14 protein-coding genes are annotated in these 14927 nt (G+C 30.1%); 3 read left to right on the top strand and 11 right to left on the bottom strand.

Features of this window, described 5'->3' with window-relative positions:
- Positions 1-20: 20 nt before the first annotated feature.
- A complete protein-coding gene (locus CLV91_RS08115) occupies positions 21-908 on the bottom strand; it encodes a hypothetical protein (RefSeq protein WP_121066186.1) in 888 nt (295 codons plus the stop codon).
- A 163-nt stretch (positions 909-1071) separates the two neighbouring features.
- On the opposite strand from CLV91_RS08115, the gene CLV91_RS08110 reads away from it, so the two are divergent.
- Entirely contained in the window at positions 1072-1536 is a 465-nt protein-coding gene (locus tag CLV91_RS08110) for a GNAT family N-acetyltransferase (RefSeq protein ID WP_121066182.1), read from the top strand.
- A gap of 54 nt (positions 1537-1590) precedes the next feature.
- Here the strand turns inward: CLV91_RS08110 and ettA are convergent, their stop codons facing one another.
- The 3 genes from ettA to CLV91_RS08095 form a co-directional block, all read right to left on the bottom strand.
- Positions 1591-3282: an energy-dependent translational throttle protein EttA gene (gene ettA, locus CLV91_RS08105; RefSeq protein WP_121066179.1), complete on the bottom strand. Its 1692-nt coding sequence runs from the start codon at positions 3280-3282 to the stop codon at positions 1591-1593.
- Positions 3283-3321: 39 nt separating this feature from the next.
- Positions 3322-3504, bottom strand: coding sequence for a CAL67264 family membrane protein (locus CLV91_RS08100; RefSeq protein WP_121066176.1), 183 nt, complete (start codon positions 3502-3504; stop codon positions 3322-3324).
- A 75-nt stretch (positions 3505-3579) separates the two neighbouring features.
- The gene (locus tag CLV91_RS08095) at positions 3580-4554 is read right to left on the bottom strand and encodes a Gfo/Idh/MocA family protein (protein ID WP_121066172.1); all 975 of its coding nucleotides are present in this window, start codon (positions 4552-4554) and stop codon (positions 3580-3582) included.
- Between the two features lie 86 nt (positions 4555-4640).
- On the opposite strand from CLV91_RS08095, the gene CLV91_RS08090 reads away from it, so the two are divergent.
- A complete protein-coding gene (locus CLV91_RS08090; RefSeq protein ID WP_121066169.1) occupies positions 4641-6269 on the top strand; it encodes an acyl-CoA carboxylase subunit beta in 1629 nt (542 codons plus the stop codon).
- Here CLV91_RS08090 and CLV91_RS08085 read toward each other — a convergent pair.
- From CLV91_RS08085 to CLV91_RS08075, 3 genes are read right to left on the bottom strand one after another with little or no spacing between them, the layout of a single operon-like run.
- Positions 6258-7322, bottom strand: a complete 1065-nt coding sequence (locus CLV91_RS08085; RefSeq protein WP_121066166.1) for an AMP-binding protein — start codon at positions 7320-7322, stop codon at positions 6258-6260. The two genes, CLV91_RS08090 and CLV91_RS08085, sit on opposite strands and share 12 nt — an antisense overlap.
- On the bottom strand, positions 7309-8271 hold the full coding sequence (locus CLV91_RS08080; protein WP_121066163.1) for a CPBP family intramembrane glutamic endopeptidase: 963 nt from the start codon (positions 8269-8271) through the stop codon (positions 7309-7311). The genes CLV91_RS08085 and CLV91_RS08080 overlap by 14 nt, the downstream gene beginning before the upstream one ends.
- The gene (locus CLV91_RS08075) at positions 8262-9314 is read right to left on the bottom strand and encodes an o-succinylbenzoate synthase (protein WP_121066160.1); all 1053 of its coding nucleotides are present in this window, start codon (positions 9312-9314) and stop codon (positions 8262-8264) included. The genes CLV91_RS08080 and CLV91_RS08075 overlap by 10 nt, the downstream gene beginning before the upstream one ends.
- A 48-nt stretch (positions 9315-9362) precedes the next feature.
- Here CLV91_RS08075 and CLV91_RS08070 point away from each other — a divergent pair, with 48 nt between their 5' ends.
- Positions 9363-10157, top strand: coding sequence for an SDR family oxidoreductase (locus tag CLV91_RS08070; protein ID WP_121066157.1), 795 nt, complete (start codon positions 9363-9365; stop codon positions 10155-10157).
- Positions 10158-10208: 51 nt separating this feature from the next.
- Here the strand turns inward: CLV91_RS08070 and CLV91_RS08065 are convergent, their stop codons facing one another.
- The 4 genes from CLV91_RS08065 to CLV91_RS08050 form a co-directional block, all read right to left on the bottom strand.
- Positions 10209-12176 carry a sensor histidine kinase gene (locus CLV91_RS08065; protein ID WP_121066154.1) on the bottom strand — a complete coding sequence of 656 codons (1968 nt, stop codon included), beginning with the start codon at positions 12174-12176 and terminating at the stop codon, positions 10209-10211.
- 287 nt (positions 12177-12463) lie between these two features.
- The gene (locus CLV91_RS08060) at positions 12464-13216 is read right to left on the bottom strand and encodes a LytR/AlgR family response regulator transcription factor (protein ID WP_121066151.1); all 753 of its coding nucleotides are present in this window, start codon (positions 13214-13216) and stop codon (positions 12464-12466) included.
- A 32-nt stretch (positions 13217-13248) separates the two neighbouring features.
- Complete coding sequence (gene menA / locus CLV91_RS08055) at positions 13249-14157, bottom strand: 1,4-dihydroxy-2-naphthoate octaprenyltransferase (protein ID WP_121066148.1); 909 nt, start codon at positions 14155-14157, stop codon at positions 13249-13251.
- A 2-nt stretch (positions 14158-14159) separates the two neighbouring features.
- A complete protein-coding gene (locus CLV91_RS08050) occupies positions 14160-14768 on the bottom strand; it encodes an SPOR domain-containing protein (RefSeq protein ID WP_121066145.1) in 609 nt (202 codons plus the stop codon).
- Positions 14769-14927 lie beyond the last annotated feature (159 nt).

The raw sequence follows: 14927 nt of genomic DNA, 5'->3' as shown, positions 1-14927 counted from the left end.
GATAGTGTGTGTTCTCGTTATTACTTCAAAGTAAACTTAGAAGTTCCTAATAATTTTAATTTATCATCATAAACATTCACCATATAATTTCCTTTTTGGAAATCTCCAACAGGCTTTCCTATATAGTCACAAACATCTAAAGATTTATTTTCATAATAAAAACTTGTAGACTTACTATACGTTACAGAAGCTCCAGATTCATTTGTTTTAGAATAACTTTCTCCTAAAACATTTCCTTGAGGATCTAAAACTTCCACAAAAAATTCTCTATCACCAGCTCCTGCAATTACATTATCTGCAACTGTAAAGCAAATTTTAAATTTATCCGTTCTACCAGCTCTAGAAGTAGATACTAGTTTACCACTATTACGCTCTTTTACAGCATCTACAGAAAATTTTGATAAATTTAATGCAGAACCTTTTTCTACTACATCTGCTAATTGCGTGTTTTGTACTACTAGAGAATCATTAAAAACTGTTTGCTTTTCTAACTCTACATAAGTACTATCTCTTTCCATAGCAATTAAAGTATTAGAGCGTGTAAGAGAATCTACTTGCTTTAATAATTTAGCTCTTTCTGCTTTTAAAACACCTACTTGTCTTCTATATCTAGACAAAGATGCTATATCTCCTTTCATTGCTTTTACAGAATCAATATACTTTGAAATGTTATCTCTTGCAGTTACTAATTCTTCATTAGTTGCATTACTCTCTAAAATAGCTTTATCGTACTCCGATTTTAAACTATTTAAATCTTCTACTACTAATTCTTTTTCTTTAGTAAGAACAGTTTCCGTCTTTTTCTTCTCTTGATAAAGACTAACAGTATAAATAATAGTACCTAAAAGAATTACTCCTAGTAACCCTGCTAATACCTTTAAACCGTTGTTATTTTTAGATTCACTCATAATGTAAAAAATTAATTAACCTTGTTTAACTTTTAAAATTGGTTGTTTGTTTTTTAAATATACGCAGGAAAAGTAGTTTTAGATTTTTTTTGTTAAAAAAAGTTGCAATTATTTTTATTTCTATGAATTCTATATCTTTAATAAAATACAGTAATGACAAAAAATGAGCTTACAAATAATACCCTACAAACCTATACACGCAAAAGCTTTTAAAGATTTAAATATAGCTTGGCTGAAAAAATATTTTCATGTCGAAGAAAAAGATTCTCAATTATTAGAAAATTGCGAAGATGCTATTATTAAGCCCGGCGGTTATATTTTCATGGCCCAATACCAAAATACTATAGTTGGATGCTTTTCTTATATTATAATGAAAGATGGTAATTATGAATTAGGAAAAATGGCTGTAGACCAAGATTACCAAGGTTTAAAGATAGGGCAACAATTAGTAGAGTTTGCTATAAATTTTGCCCAAGAAAAGAAATGGCCTAAAATTCTATTATATTCTAGTACCAAATTGGATACTGCTCTTCATATTTATGAAAAATATGGTTTTACACACATTCCTTTGGAAAAAAATTTACCCTATGTTAGAAGTGATGTAAAAATGGAATTAATTTTAGAATAAAAAAATGCCTCTTGTGTATATTACAAAGAGGCATCTAGGTTAATACTCTATTTTCTATCTAATCAACTTTTTATACTTAATACGTTTTGGCATTAAATCGCCACCTAAACGTGCTTTCTTATTTTCTTCGTAATCAGAAAAAGAACCTTCAAAGAAATATACTTGAGAATCTCCTTCAAAAGCTAATATATGCGTACAAATACGATCTAAGAACCAACGGTCGTGAGAAATAACTACCGCACAACCAGCAAAATTCTCTAAACCTTCTTCTAGTGCTCGTAAAGTATTAACATCTAGATCATTGGTAGGTTCATCTAAAAGCAAAACATTTCCTTCTTCTTTAAGCGTCATCGCTAAATGCAAACGGTTACGCTCCCCACCAGAAAGCATATTTACTTTTTTATTTTGTTCACTACCAGAAAAATTAAACCTACTTAAATAGGCTCTAGAATTTACTTGCCTACCTCCCATCATAATAAGCTCTTGCTCATCACTAAAATTTTGCCAAATAGTTTTTTCTGGGTCTATATTAGAATGACTTTGATCTACATAGGCAATTTTTGCTGTTTCTCCTACAACAAACTCTCCTTTATCTGGAGTTTCCTCCCCCATTATCATTCTAAAAATTGTGGTTTTACCAGCACCATTTGGACCAATAATACCTACAATACCAGCTTGCGGAAGATTAAATTTTAAGTCCTCATAAAGTAATTTATCGCCATAGGCTTTACTAACTCCTGTTGCCTCTATAACATTAGTTCCTAATCTAGGTCCATTAGGAATATATATTTCTAGTTTTTCGTCAAGTTGTTTTTGATCTTGACTCATTAACTTATCATAATTCTTAAGACGCGCCTTTTGTTTTGTTTGTCTTCCTTTTGCTCCTTGGCGTACCCACTCTAACTCTCGTTCTAAAGTTTTTTGTCTTTTAGAAGCTGTTTTGCTTTCTTGTGCTAATCGTTTAGATTTTTGATCTAACCAAGAAGAATAATTTCCTTTCCAAGGAATACCTTCTCCTCTATCTAATTCTAAAATCCATCCTGCAACATTATCTAAAAAGTACCTATCATGCGTTACAGCAATAACAGTTCCTTTATATTGTGCTAAATGGTGTTCTAACCAGTGTACAGATTCTGCATCTAAATGGTTAGTAGGTTCATCTAATAATAAAATTTCTGGTTCCTGCAATAACAATCTACATAATGCAACTCGTCTTCGCTCCCCTCCAGAAAGTACTGCTATTTTCTTATCGGAATCTGGAGTACGTAACGCATCCATTGCTATTTCTAATTTTGTATCTAACTCCCAAGCATTAGAAGCATCTATCTGATCTTGCAAAACAGCTTGCCTAGCCATTAATTTATCCATCTTATCAGCATCAGAATATACTTCTTCTAATCCAAACTGGTCATTAATATTATTATACTCATCTAATATAGCTACTGTTTCTGCAACACCTTCTTTTACAATTTCCAGAACCGTTTTATCTTCATCTAACTGGGGTTCCTGTTCTAAATACCCAACATTATATCCTGGAGAAAAAACTACATCGCCTTGAAAATTTTTATCAACGCCTGCTATAATTTTTAATAAGGTAGATTTACCAGAACCATTGAGCCCTAAAATTCCAATTTTTGCCCCATAAAAGAAGCTTAAATATATATTTTTTAATACTGGTGTATTTGCAGTTTTAAACGTCTTGGAAACTCCAGACATGGAGAAAATTACTTTCTTATCGTCAGACATAGTATGTATTTATCGTAATGAAAAGTGTGAAAATTTGTTTTAAACTCTACCTTTTAAAGCATTAAAAACCCATGCAATAGCAAAAAAACCTATACCTACAGAAGCAAATCCCCATCCGGCTACATCATCATATCTAAAAGCACCAAGTGCAATAAGAGCTACTCCTACAAATAGCATTATAAATGTTGCCCACGCGAGTACGGTGTTTTTATTCATTCCCATAGTTTTTTTGGTTTAGTTTTTGGTAATTTCAAATATCGGAAAAATTCCAAGATTTATAAATGTATAATTCTAATATTATTCTTCAAAAGGAAAAATAATTCCTACTTCTTTACGAATAGAATCTAACAATTGTGCTAAATCTATACTATTTTGATGATTCCACAATTCACTTTCTGTTTTATTTTTTAAAATACATTGGTGCACTTCTTCAATTTCATAAGTAAATCCAAGTCCATTTCTTGGCATAGAAACGAAAGAAGATTCATTTCCTTTTTTTAATTCATACCCTTGTGCCACATGCCATCTAGAAGGAATTATTATGGAACCTTCTGAGCCAGAAAACTCCGCAATAGTTTGTGTCGTAGAATTTAATCCAGAATAAAGTACTGCTTGTGCATTTTTATATTGAAAAATTATAGAGGTTTGAATTTCTACACCTGTACTATGAAAATTAGATTTAGCAAGGATGGTCTCTGGTTTACCTAAAAATAAATAAGCCAAAAAGACAGGGTAAATTCCAATGTCTAACAATGAACCTCCCGCCATACTAGGGTTTAGCAATCTACCATCCTCTTCTCTATCTAACCCATAAAAAGCGAAATCTGCATACATATAGTTTAAACTACCTATCTCTTTTTTATTTATAAGATTTTTTACTTTTTTAATTGTCGGGTTAAATCTAGACCACAAACCTTCCATTAAAAACACCTTATTATTTTTAGAAGCAGCTACCATTGCTCTTACTTCTTTTTCATTAACACCTATAGGTTTTTCACACAAAACATGTTTGCCATGTGTCATAGCCTGTATACTCAACTCTGCGTGGTTATTATGTGGTGTAGCTATATAAATAACTATAACTTCCTTGTCTTCAAAAAGTTGTTGGTAAGTTCCATAAGTTTTAGAAGCATTATTTTCATTAGCAAATTCATTTGCCTTACTTAAATCTCTAGAAGCTACAGCATGGAGTGCAGCTGTAGGGACTAACTTTAAATCTGAAGCAAATTTTTTAGCTATATTTCCTAGACCTAAAATACCCCATTTTATCATTACTATCTTTTTGATTATTGATTTTTATCAAATGTAATCAATTTAACTCCTTATCTTTATACGGACTAATAAACAAAAAATAAGGAATGGATTTAACCTTCAATAAAAACGAAGACCACAATAAATTACTTTTATCAGAATTAAGAAAAAGACTTGCTCTAATTAAATTAGGGGGAGGAAAAAAAAGAATAGAAAAACAACATGCTCTAGGCAAAATGACTGCTAGAGAGCGTATAGACTATTTATTAGATAACAAAAAAGATAGTATTGAAATTGGAGCTGCTGTAGGCGAAGGAATGTATGAAGAACATGGCGGATGCCCTTCTGGTGGAGTGGTAATAAAAATGGGATATGTTTCAGGAAAGCAATGTCTTGTTGTTGCAAATGATGCAACCGTAAAAGCTGGCGCTTGGTTCCCCATTACAGCAAAAAAGAATTTAAGAGCACAGGAAATTGCAATAGAAAATAGATTACCAATTATTTACTTAGTAGATAGTGCTGGGGTATACCTTCCACTACAAGATGAAATTTTCCCAGACAAAGAGCACTTTGGACGTATTTTTAGAAACAATGCAAAAATGAGCAGTATGGGTATTACTCAAATATCTGCAGTTATGGGTAGTTGTGTTGCTGGGGGAGCCTATTTACCTATTATGAGTGATGAGGCTTTAATTGTGGATAAAACAGGAAGTATATTTCTTGCTGGAAGCTACCTTGTAAAAGCTGCCATTGGGGAGCAAATAGATAATGAAACTTTAGGAGGAGCCTCTACACATTGTGAAATTAGCGGTGTTACAGATTATAAAGAAAAAAATGATGCCTCTGCATTAGATACCATTAAAGGTATTATGGATAAAATTGGTGATTTTGATAAAGCTGGTTACAACAGAACAAAAGCTACTAAACCAAAAGAGAACCCTGAAGATATATATGGTTTACTACCAGCTGCTCGCCATGAGCAATATGACATGGTAGAAATAATAAAAAGACTTGTAGACAACTCGGACTTTGAACAATATAAAGAAGGTTATGGACAAACTATATTAACTGGTTATGCTAGAATAGATGGTTGGGCTGTAGGTATTGTTGCTAACCAACGTAAAGTTGTAAAAACAACTAAAGGCGAAATGCAATTTGGTGGCGTAATATATTCCGATTCTGCAGATAAGGCTACAAGATTTATTGCCAATTGTAACCAAAAGAAAATTCCACTAGTATTTTTACAAGACGTTACTGGCTTTATGGTAGGTAGCAAAAGTGAACATGGAGGAATAATTAAAGATGGCGCAAAAATGGTAAATGCTGTTAGTAACTCTGTAGTTCCTAAATTCACGATTGTTATTGGTAATAGTTACGGTGCTGGCAACTATGCTATGTGTGGCAAAGCTTATGACCCAAGACTTATTGCTGCCTGGCCAAGTGCAGAATTGGCAGTAATGAGTGGTAACTCTGCCGCCAAAGTTCTTCTACAAATAGAAAAATCTTCTTTAAAGAAAAAAGGAGAAGAAATAACTCCAGAGAAGGAAGCTGAGTTATTCTCCAAAATTAAAGAAAGGTATGATAATCAAGTTTCTCCTTATTATGCAGCCTCTCGTCTTTGGACTGATGCTATTATAAATCCATTGGATACTAGAAAATGGATATCTATGGGTATTGAAGCTGCTAACCACGCTCCTATTGAAAAACCATTCAATATGGGAGTTTTACAGGTTTAAAGAATTTAAAGTTGCTTTCCTATTTAATTTTCCATTAGGTGTATATATAAAGTTCTCTTTTATATATACACTTTTTGGAATTTGATATTTTGTAATAGTTTTTATTTCTTTTATTTTTTCCAAAATTAGAGAGTTTTCATTTTCATTCTCTAAAACTAACACAAGTTTTTCTCCCAAAATTTCATCAAAAATTCCAGCAACAAAAAAAGTGTTTTTAACGATAGAAGAAAGCTTAGCTTCTATTTGTTCTGGGTGTAATTTTACCCCGCCAGAATTAATAACATTATCTACTCTACCCAACCAATTAAATTCTGTTTCAGAAATTATTTCTACAATATCATTTGTAACAATGGTAGTATTTGTAATTTTTGGGGCATCAATTACTAAACAATCTCTACCATCTTTAGAAACTTTTACATTAGGAAGAACAGAAAAAGTTTTTTTTGGATTATTGTTTATTTTTTTTAGAGCTATATGCGTAATTGTTTCTGTCATTCCATAAGTTTCAAAAACAGCTGTTTTTAAACCTTGTACTTTTTCTTTTAATGAAATAGACATTGGAGCACCACCAATAATAACCGTTCTTAACGCATTTAATTTACCCAAAGAGTTTTGCAATTGTAATGGTACCATTGCACAAAAATCAAATTGTTTTTTTGCTTTTTCTAAAGGATTAGAAGATGGGGCTATAACAGTTATGTGTAACCCCAAAACCATTGCCCTTACCAGCATCATTTTACCAGCAATATAATTTGCAGACATACACAAGAGTGCAGTATTTTTAGGTTCTAAATTAAAATACTTTCCTGTAGCTATAGCAGAGTTTACCATATGTTCTTTTTTAAGAACAAGTAATTTTGGAACACCTGTAGAACCTGAGGTTTTTACTTCTATAGTTTCTTTATTATCTATCCAATTCTGTAAAAATTCGCCAATTTCTTTTTCAAAATCCTCTCCTTCTTTTATATAGGAATAAGCAACCTCTGGAATTTCTTTTTTAGAAATAGAAACACCGTTTAATTTAAAGTCTGAATGTATTTTACTCCAATCCAATCTTTTCCATTTTTTCTTCTAAAAAAGCTTCTTTAGATACAATTTTTCCAGATAGTTTTTCTTTCCAATTAGTCCAGCTATATTTTTTAGAAAATATATAAAGTAGAATAGGAAAAATTACAAATACTGGCACAAAAACATCCAAACCTAATTCTGGATTAGATATATCTCTATAAATAGAATCGGTCTGAAAAGCAGTCCAGTCTGCCGTTACAAGCAATGCTGTAATTAAATTATTTGCAGCATGAAAACCTAATGCAAGTTCTAAACCTTCGTCCATTAACGTTAAAATACCTAGAAAAAAACCAGTTCCTATATAGAATACCATAATACCATACCCTAATTTATCTACCTCAGGATTAGCCAAATGCAATAATCCAAAAATTACAGAGGTTATAACTAAAGGGAGCCATTTGTTTTTAGCTACAATCCCTATTCCTTGCATTAAATATCCTCTTAAAAAATATTCTTCAAAACTAGTTTGTATCGGAATTAGAATAATACTTATTACAGCAAGAATAAGAAATGGTTTTAATTTAAAATTTAGTACATAATCATCAGGAGAGAGATAAACATCTATCAACATTAACCCTGCAGATAGTATTCCCCATAAACCAAAAGAAAAAAACACTCTACTCCAATCTATTTTTGCTCTAGAAGTAGTTAGAGCAACTATTTTTTGTTGATGCAGTACAGATGTGGTAAAAAATGTAGCTACAAGACCAAAAACAAAAGAGACTAACATTAAAAAGAGAAACATATTAGACCCCAATAAGGAGCTCATTCCTGCTACATCTGTTGGTAAATTTCCTAAACTATCTACTTTAGATGCAAGACCAATCATTAAAGGAATCATCCCTAAAATTTGCCAACCTACAAAGATAATTAGTACACCAATAATATATCTCCAAAATTCTTCTCTTCCTTTAAACCCTTGTTCTATATACATAAATCTTCTATTAAATTATTTTGCCAACCTACAAATTTACTATAGAACAATTCTCCGTTTTCTACATATAACGGACTAGTAAAATTGTTTGTAAATAATGCTCCTGTACCAAGTCCTTGGTGCATTTTACTAGAAAGTGTGTACGTCCATTGCGCAATTGCATTTAAACCAATATTACTTTCTAAAGCACTGGTTATCCACCAACCAATATTATATTTTTTTGCTAAAGTAATCCATTCTAAACTTCCTTTAAAACCACCAACTAAACTTGGTTTAAGGATTATATATTGTGGCATTATAGTTTGTAATAATTTTTCTTTCTCTGCAATTGTAAAAACTCCTATTAACTCCTCATCTAAAGCAATTGGTAAAGGGGTAGTACTACACAAAGCTTTCATATCTAAAATAGCACCTTGCTTAATAGGTTGCTCTATAGAATGAATTTTAAATTGTGCCAATTGTTTTAATTTAGATGAAGCTTCTTCTATAGAAAATGCGCCATTAGCATCTACTCTCAATTCTATTTCCTCAGGTGTGTATCTTTTTCTAATAGATTTTAAAAGTGCTAATTCTTTATCAAAATCTATTGCCCCAATCTTTAATTTTATACAATTAAAACCCTGTTGTAATTTTTCTTCAATTTGTTGCAACATAAAATACTCATCTCCCATCCAAACTAATCCGTTAATAGGAATTGAAGCATTATTACTTGTAAAATTTGAAGGCAAAAGAGAAAAAGAGTTTTCCGAATTTAACGATAAAAAAGCTTGTTCCAATCCAAATTGGATACTTGGAAAAAATACTAATTCATCTAATAGAGTTTCTAACCCTAAATGAATGTTTGCTATTGTCCATTTAATTTTTTCTTCATAATCAGGTACATCATCTATACTTAACCCCCTAAAAAGACCACATTCTCCAATTCCCTTCTTATCTTTTTCTTCTATAATAATAAACCACGTTTCTTTAGTAGTAAGCACTCCTCTAGAGGTACCGCTAGGTCGCTTAAATATTAAATTATATTTTTTATAGGTTGCTTTCATATATTACTATCAAATTTAACTATATTTTTAAGCAGTAAAAACATTTTAATGAAAAGGATAAATAATAAAATTGTTTGGATTACTGGAGCTTCTTCTGGTATTGGAGAAGCATTAACGTATTCACTAAACACAAAAAATTGTAAGTTAATTATTTCGGCTCGTAGAGAAGATGAATTAAATAAGGTTAAACAACAATGCGCCATTCCAGAGAATGTAAAAATAGTACCTATTGATTTGGGTGATCATGATAAAATGGCCTTAAATGTAGAAAAAGCAGTTTCATTATTTGGTAAGATTGATGTTTTAATTAATAATGCTGGCATTAGCCAACGCTCCTTAATTAAGGATACTAATTTTGATGTTTATAAAAAACTAATAGATGTAAATTACCTGGGTACTATAGCTTTAACAAAGGCCTTGTTACCTTATTTTATAAAACAAAAAAGTGGAAATTTCACAACAATAACTAGCTTAATGGGGAAATTTGGCTCTCCTTACCGCTCTGGTTATTGTGGAGCCAAACATGCATTACACGGTTTTTTTGATGTCTTAAGAATGGAACATGAAAAAGATGCTATTAGTGTTACTCTTATTTGCCCAGGATTTATACAAACAGATGTTGCTAAAAATGCTCTAACAGCAAACGGCAGTAAACAAGAAACAGAAGATGAAGCTACCAAGAATGGAATACCACCTAGTGTTTTATCTAAAAAAATTATTCATGCAATTGAAAAAGAAAAATTTGAAGTTTATATTGGAAAAAAAGAAATTATTGCAATTTATATAAAACGTTTTTTTCCAAAATTACTTCATAAAATTATTTTTAAAAGTGAGGTAAGGTAGTTTTACTCTATAGTCGAGATTTAAATGCTCCGAGACTTGCCTCGAGGTAGTTTACTTAAAATTAAACCAAAAACGCACTCCTTCTGCTGTTCTATCCGTGTTTAAACTAGTTTGAAGCTGGTTTGCTAAACGATTCATTAAACGAATACCCATAGAAGCCTCTGCTCTAACCTCAGTATCTTCTGGTAAGCCTATACCATTATCTGTGTATTCAAAAAAGCCTTCTTGCCCAATAATTTTTCTAAGGTGAATATATATTTTTCCATCTGCATTATCATCAGGAAAAGCATATTTAAAAGAATTAGAAACCAATTCATTTAGCATTAAACCAAAAGGAATTGCCCTATCAATATCTAACTCTACTCCTTCTGCATCTATAGTAATATTAATATTGTGTCCGCCTTTTTTATATACCGACTGTACACTATTAATTAAGCTTTCTATATATCCTTGCATTTCTATAACAGAAAGATCCTCATTCTGATATAATTTTTGATGTATTAATGCCATGGCCTTTACCCTACTCTTACCTTCTTCTAAAGCAGCAATAGCAGCTTTACTTCTTGTGTTCTTTGTCTGAAGACTTAACAAACTAGATACCATTTGTAAATTATTTTTTACTCTATGGTGTATCTCTTTTAAATGCGAATCTTTTTCTACTAATGCCTTTTCTATTATATGTTTTTGTTCTACAATTAGTCTTTGACTTTTAATAATTCTTAAATATGCATAAACTAAACCTGCAAAACCTAATAATAAAAATACTAAGGATATGAATACAATATTTATACGTTCATCTTTAGCAATCATCTCATTTCTAGAATCCTCAAGAGCTTGCTTTTGTTGCTCCATCATCTTTTTAGAGTATTCCAAATCTTGCCCTACAACTGCAGCTAATTGCTGTTTTTTTAAAGAGGATTGGTTTAAACTAACGGAGTCTTTAATACGTATTACTTTATTTAAATAAGCTGTAGCATTTTTATAATCCCCAGTTCTATTATAATAAGAAGCATAAAGTTTATATTTTTTAAGAATATTGTCGGTTTTAATTGGAGTAATGGTATTACTTAGAATATCAGTAGTTTTTTCTAAATCATCCATGTGTAAATAACACTCCGCCATTTCTAAAGTGTTTTCTACAGCATCCGAAGAAAATTTACCTGCATTAAATTCTTTTATAGTAGCTACACTTCTTTCTAAATATGGTAAAGCATCCTTATATTGTTTTAACAATACATGACATTTTCCAATATTACCTTCTATAATTCCTTTAAGATGGTTGGCTTCAGATAATTGTTTCTCTGTTTTTATTTTTGTTACATCATTCAAATAAATATCCACAAAGCCTTTTGCTTTTTTATACGTACTTAATGCTGTTGGTGTAGATTTATCTAAACGTAAATAATTACCAACATTATTATAAAAAACAGCCTGACCATAAAAATCATCTTCCGCAATAAATTTTTTTTCCTCTTTAAAATAATCATCCATTGCTTTTCTATGGAGACCTAAATTGGAGTAAATATCGTAAAAAGCAATGTTTTCTGTAATACCCAAATCTTTCTTTTCCTTTCTAATTTCTATTTGCTTTGCATAAAGCTCTAGTTTAGAATAGTTAGTATCTAAAAGATTTAAGACTATAAGCTTAGAGTCTGTTCCTAAATTTTCTTTTTTTACATATAATTCTTTAGCAATTGCTAAACTTTTGTCATAATCTCCTAAATCATAATGAATTTGAGACTGCACAACAGAATACTTTTGTACAGCTATAGAATCGTTGTTATGTTCCGATTCATTTAAATATAAATTAACAGAATCTAACCAATCATAGGCGGAATTATCTATATATCTATTTGGGGTATTAAAAAAGAAGTTAAATCTAGTATTTGCGTTATCTAGCAACTTAAATTCTTTAAAAACTTTAGGTTTAAGGTCTAAAGAATCCTGAGCATAAATACCAGAAATAATAAAGAAGCATAATAATGTGGCGTGTAAGAATTTTTTTAGCAGTTTTCTCATAGTTTTATAATGCAACAAATTCAAACATAATTACTCTTCTTTTTGTATTATTTTAACGCAATTATTATTTTAAAATTATCACGCGTTAATATCATCCAAAAATATTCTATCTCTAGAAAATTTTAGAAATATTGTTGTGTAACCACTAATTTTTGTTGTGTAATTTCATTTGACACAAAAAGAGTGTATTTCATCGATAAAATACGTATTTCATGGAGTTGGTAAAGTGTGGTAAAATATAAAAAAGCGACATAAATGTCTCTTTTTTATATAAATATTTCTTCTTTTTAAGAATTCATTGCAGAGATAATAAACTCTTTAAAATCTTTAGATATAGGAATCAAATTATTATTTATCATAATGTCTTTAGAGTTAATGGCATCTATATGGTCCACATTAACTATGTACGATTTATGAGCTCTATAGAATTTATTTTTTGGTAATTTTTCTAAATAATCTTTTAAAGGAGATCTAACTAAAAACTTTTTATCTACAGTGTTTACTTCTAAGTAAACATTATCTGCTTTTATAAATTGAATATCTCCGAACTGAATTCTATAATAAAGATGTTGCTTTTTAACAAAAATTGAATCTTTAAGTATAGAGTTAGACATAGGAGCATCTTCTGAAGATGCTACGTTACCATTTTTTTCTGCTGCACCGTATGTAAAATTAGAAAGTGCTATTTCTATAGAAGTATAAAGGTCTTGTTGCTCAAAAGGTTTTACTAAATAACCATTTGGTTTTACTGTTTTTGCATTTTCTACAGTTGCTCTATCCGAGTTAGATGTTACGAAAATAAAAGGAATATCATAATTATCGCGAATATGCTTACCTAAATCAATTCCAGTTTTATCAGATGCTAATATAATATCAATTAAAACTAGGTCTACCTGTTGTGTTTTTAGAACTTCAACAGCCTGTTCATATACTATAACATTGTCTACAATCTCGTAACCAATTTCTTCTAACATAGATTGCATATCATCCGCAATTATGACATTGTCCTCTACGATAAGTATTTTAATTGGTTGTTCCAAGGTTATTTAGTTTAAATGGTTTAAACTCAAAATTACAAAAAATAATTGTAACAAAAATATATGAGGATTGACATAAAAAAAGTTGCTAATGCTAATTTTTTAAGTTCTGGATCTAATTTAATGGGTTCCAAAGTAGTAACAACTTTTTTAGCATGTACTAATAAAGGAAATATGACTATTAAAGGTAGTAAAGAAAACCAGTTTTGATATATTTTAATGGTAAATACTAATAAGCATAAAACTGCTATTGCTAATAAAACATAATGGTAAATTTTTCCATTTTCATAACCCATTTTTACTACCAAAGTATTTTTTAAAGCTTTTTTATCAGAATTAAAATCTCTTAAGTTATTTAAGTTTAGAACCCCTGTACTTAATGTTCCAACTGTAATAGCAGGTAATATGGATAAAAAAGTGATGTATTTAGTATATAAGAAGAGTGTTCCTAAAACACTTAAAAGTCCAAAAAAAAGAAAAACAAAAATATCTCCTAATCCTCTATAACCATAAGCAGACTTACCAACCGTATACTTTATTGCTGCCCAAATACTAAAAGCGCCTAAGATTAAAAAAAGTATTATGTATTTCCAATTTTCTATTCCAAAACTATAGAAGACTAATGCAAGAACAAAAACTATATTAATACCTATTGAAATAAATATTCCTTTTTTTAATTGAACTCTAGATAATAATCCACTTTGTAATACTCTTTGGGGGCCTATACGATCCTCGTTATCTGTTCCTTTAACTCCGTCTCCATAATCGTTAGCAAAATTAGAAGTTATTTGAAAACCTATGGTAGTACATAAAGCAAGAACCAAAATAATATAGTCTTTAAAACCATACAAATTAGCAATTGCAGTTCCTACCAAAATACCGGAAACAGATAATGGTAGTGTTCTTAATCTGGCTGCATTTAACCAGATGTTTACTTTATTCAAAATTAATAAGGGTCTTCTATTTGAATACGTTTTCCATCTTTATAAGAAGCAACAAAAGCATCTTGAAAACCAAGGTCTACCAATTGTTTTCTAAATTTTTGAGCTTCATTAAGAGTTTGGAAATTTCCTAAAGAATAGGAATAAAAAGGGTTTGTTTTTACAAATAAGGTATTTGTTAAAGCTTCTGAAGCTAGAGTAACATTATTCTCTACAAAAGATTTAACTTGTACAGAATATATTTTTTCTTTCTCTATAAATTCTTTAGCTAAATAAAATTCTTTAACTAAACTTAACTCTTCATTCTGAATTTTAAGATTGTCTATTCTACTTTTAATAGCATCTAAACTATCTATAGAAACCAATAAGTTACTAGTATTGTTTTGCTTTTTAAAAGTGTTAGAACTACTAAGACCCGCTGTAAATGAAGTAATAGCTAAAGTTCCAATTAAAAATAAAGCAGTTACACCAGCAAGTACATTACGCTGAATATTACTTTTTTTTAATTCTTTGTTTTTAATTTTTATTTGATCCAATAAACGCTCATTAATTATTTGAGCTTTATCAATATCTTTATGCAATTCTAATAAATCGCTTTCTTCTATAAATGGCATGCAGTATTAGTTTTGGGGCTAATTTAACACGCTAAAGTTAATTAAAATAGCCGAATGTCTACTCTTTTTTTTAAGAAAAATTAAATTTTATCTTATTATTATTAATAAATATAGTAAATTTTATAAACAACTAAAAACCAAATAATTAGACAAGTATAT

Origin of the sequence: Maribacter vaceletii, from assembly GCF_003634105.1 — a bacterium.
In the GTDB taxonomy this organism is placed as follows: domain Bacteria; phylum Bacteroidota; class Bacteroidia; order Flavobacteriales; family Flavobacteriaceae; genus Maribacter_B; species Maribacter_B vaceletii.
This window is presented reverse-complemented; position numbering and strand designations above follow the sequence as displayed.

Bases quoted from the DNA above. Each gene is read 5' to 3' on its own strand.
- CLV91_RS08075 (WP_121066160.1), bottom strand. From the start codon at position 9,314: ATGAAAGCAACCTATAAAAAATATAATTTAATATTTAAGCGACCTAGC.
- ettA (WP_121066179.1), bottom strand. From the start codon at position 3,282: ATGTCTGACGATAAGAAAGTAATTTTCTCCATGTCTGGAGTTTCCAAG.
- CLV91_RS08100 (WP_121066176.1), bottom strand. From the start codon at position 3,504: ATGGGAATGAATAAAAACACCGTACTCGCGTGGGCAACATTTATAATG.
- CLV91_RS08080 (WP_121066163.1), bottom strand. From the start codon at position 8,271: ATGTATATAGAACAAGGGTTTAAAGGAAGAGAAGAATTTTGGAGATAT.
- CLV91_RS08115 (WP_121066186.1), bottom strand. From the start codon at position 908: ATGAGTGAATCTAAAAATAACAACGGTTTAAAGGTATTAGCAGGGTTA.
- CLV91_RS08070 (WP_121066157.1), top strand. From the start codon at position 9,363: ATGAAAAGGATAAATAATAAAATTGTTTGGATTACTGGAGCTTCTTCT.
- CLV91_RS08090 (WP_121066169.1), top strand. From the start codon at position 4,641: ATGGATTTAACCTTCAATAAAAACGAAGACCACAATAAATTACTTTTA.
- CLV91_RS08095 (WP_121066172.1), bottom strand. From the start codon at position 4,554: ATGATAAAATGGGGTATTTTAGGTCTAGGAAATATAGCTAAAAAATTT.
- CLV91_RS08110 (WP_121066182.1), top strand. From the start codon at position 1,072: ATGAGCTTACAAATAATACCCTACAAACCTATACACGCAAAAGCTTTT.
- CLV91_RS08065 (WP_121066154.1), bottom strand. From the start codon at position 12,176: ATGAGAAAACTGCTAAAAAAATTCTTACACGCCACATTATTATGCTTC.
- CLV91_RS08050 (WP_121066145.1), bottom strand. From the start codon at position 14,768: ATGCCATTTATAGAAGAAAGCGATTTATTAGAATTGCATAAAGATATT.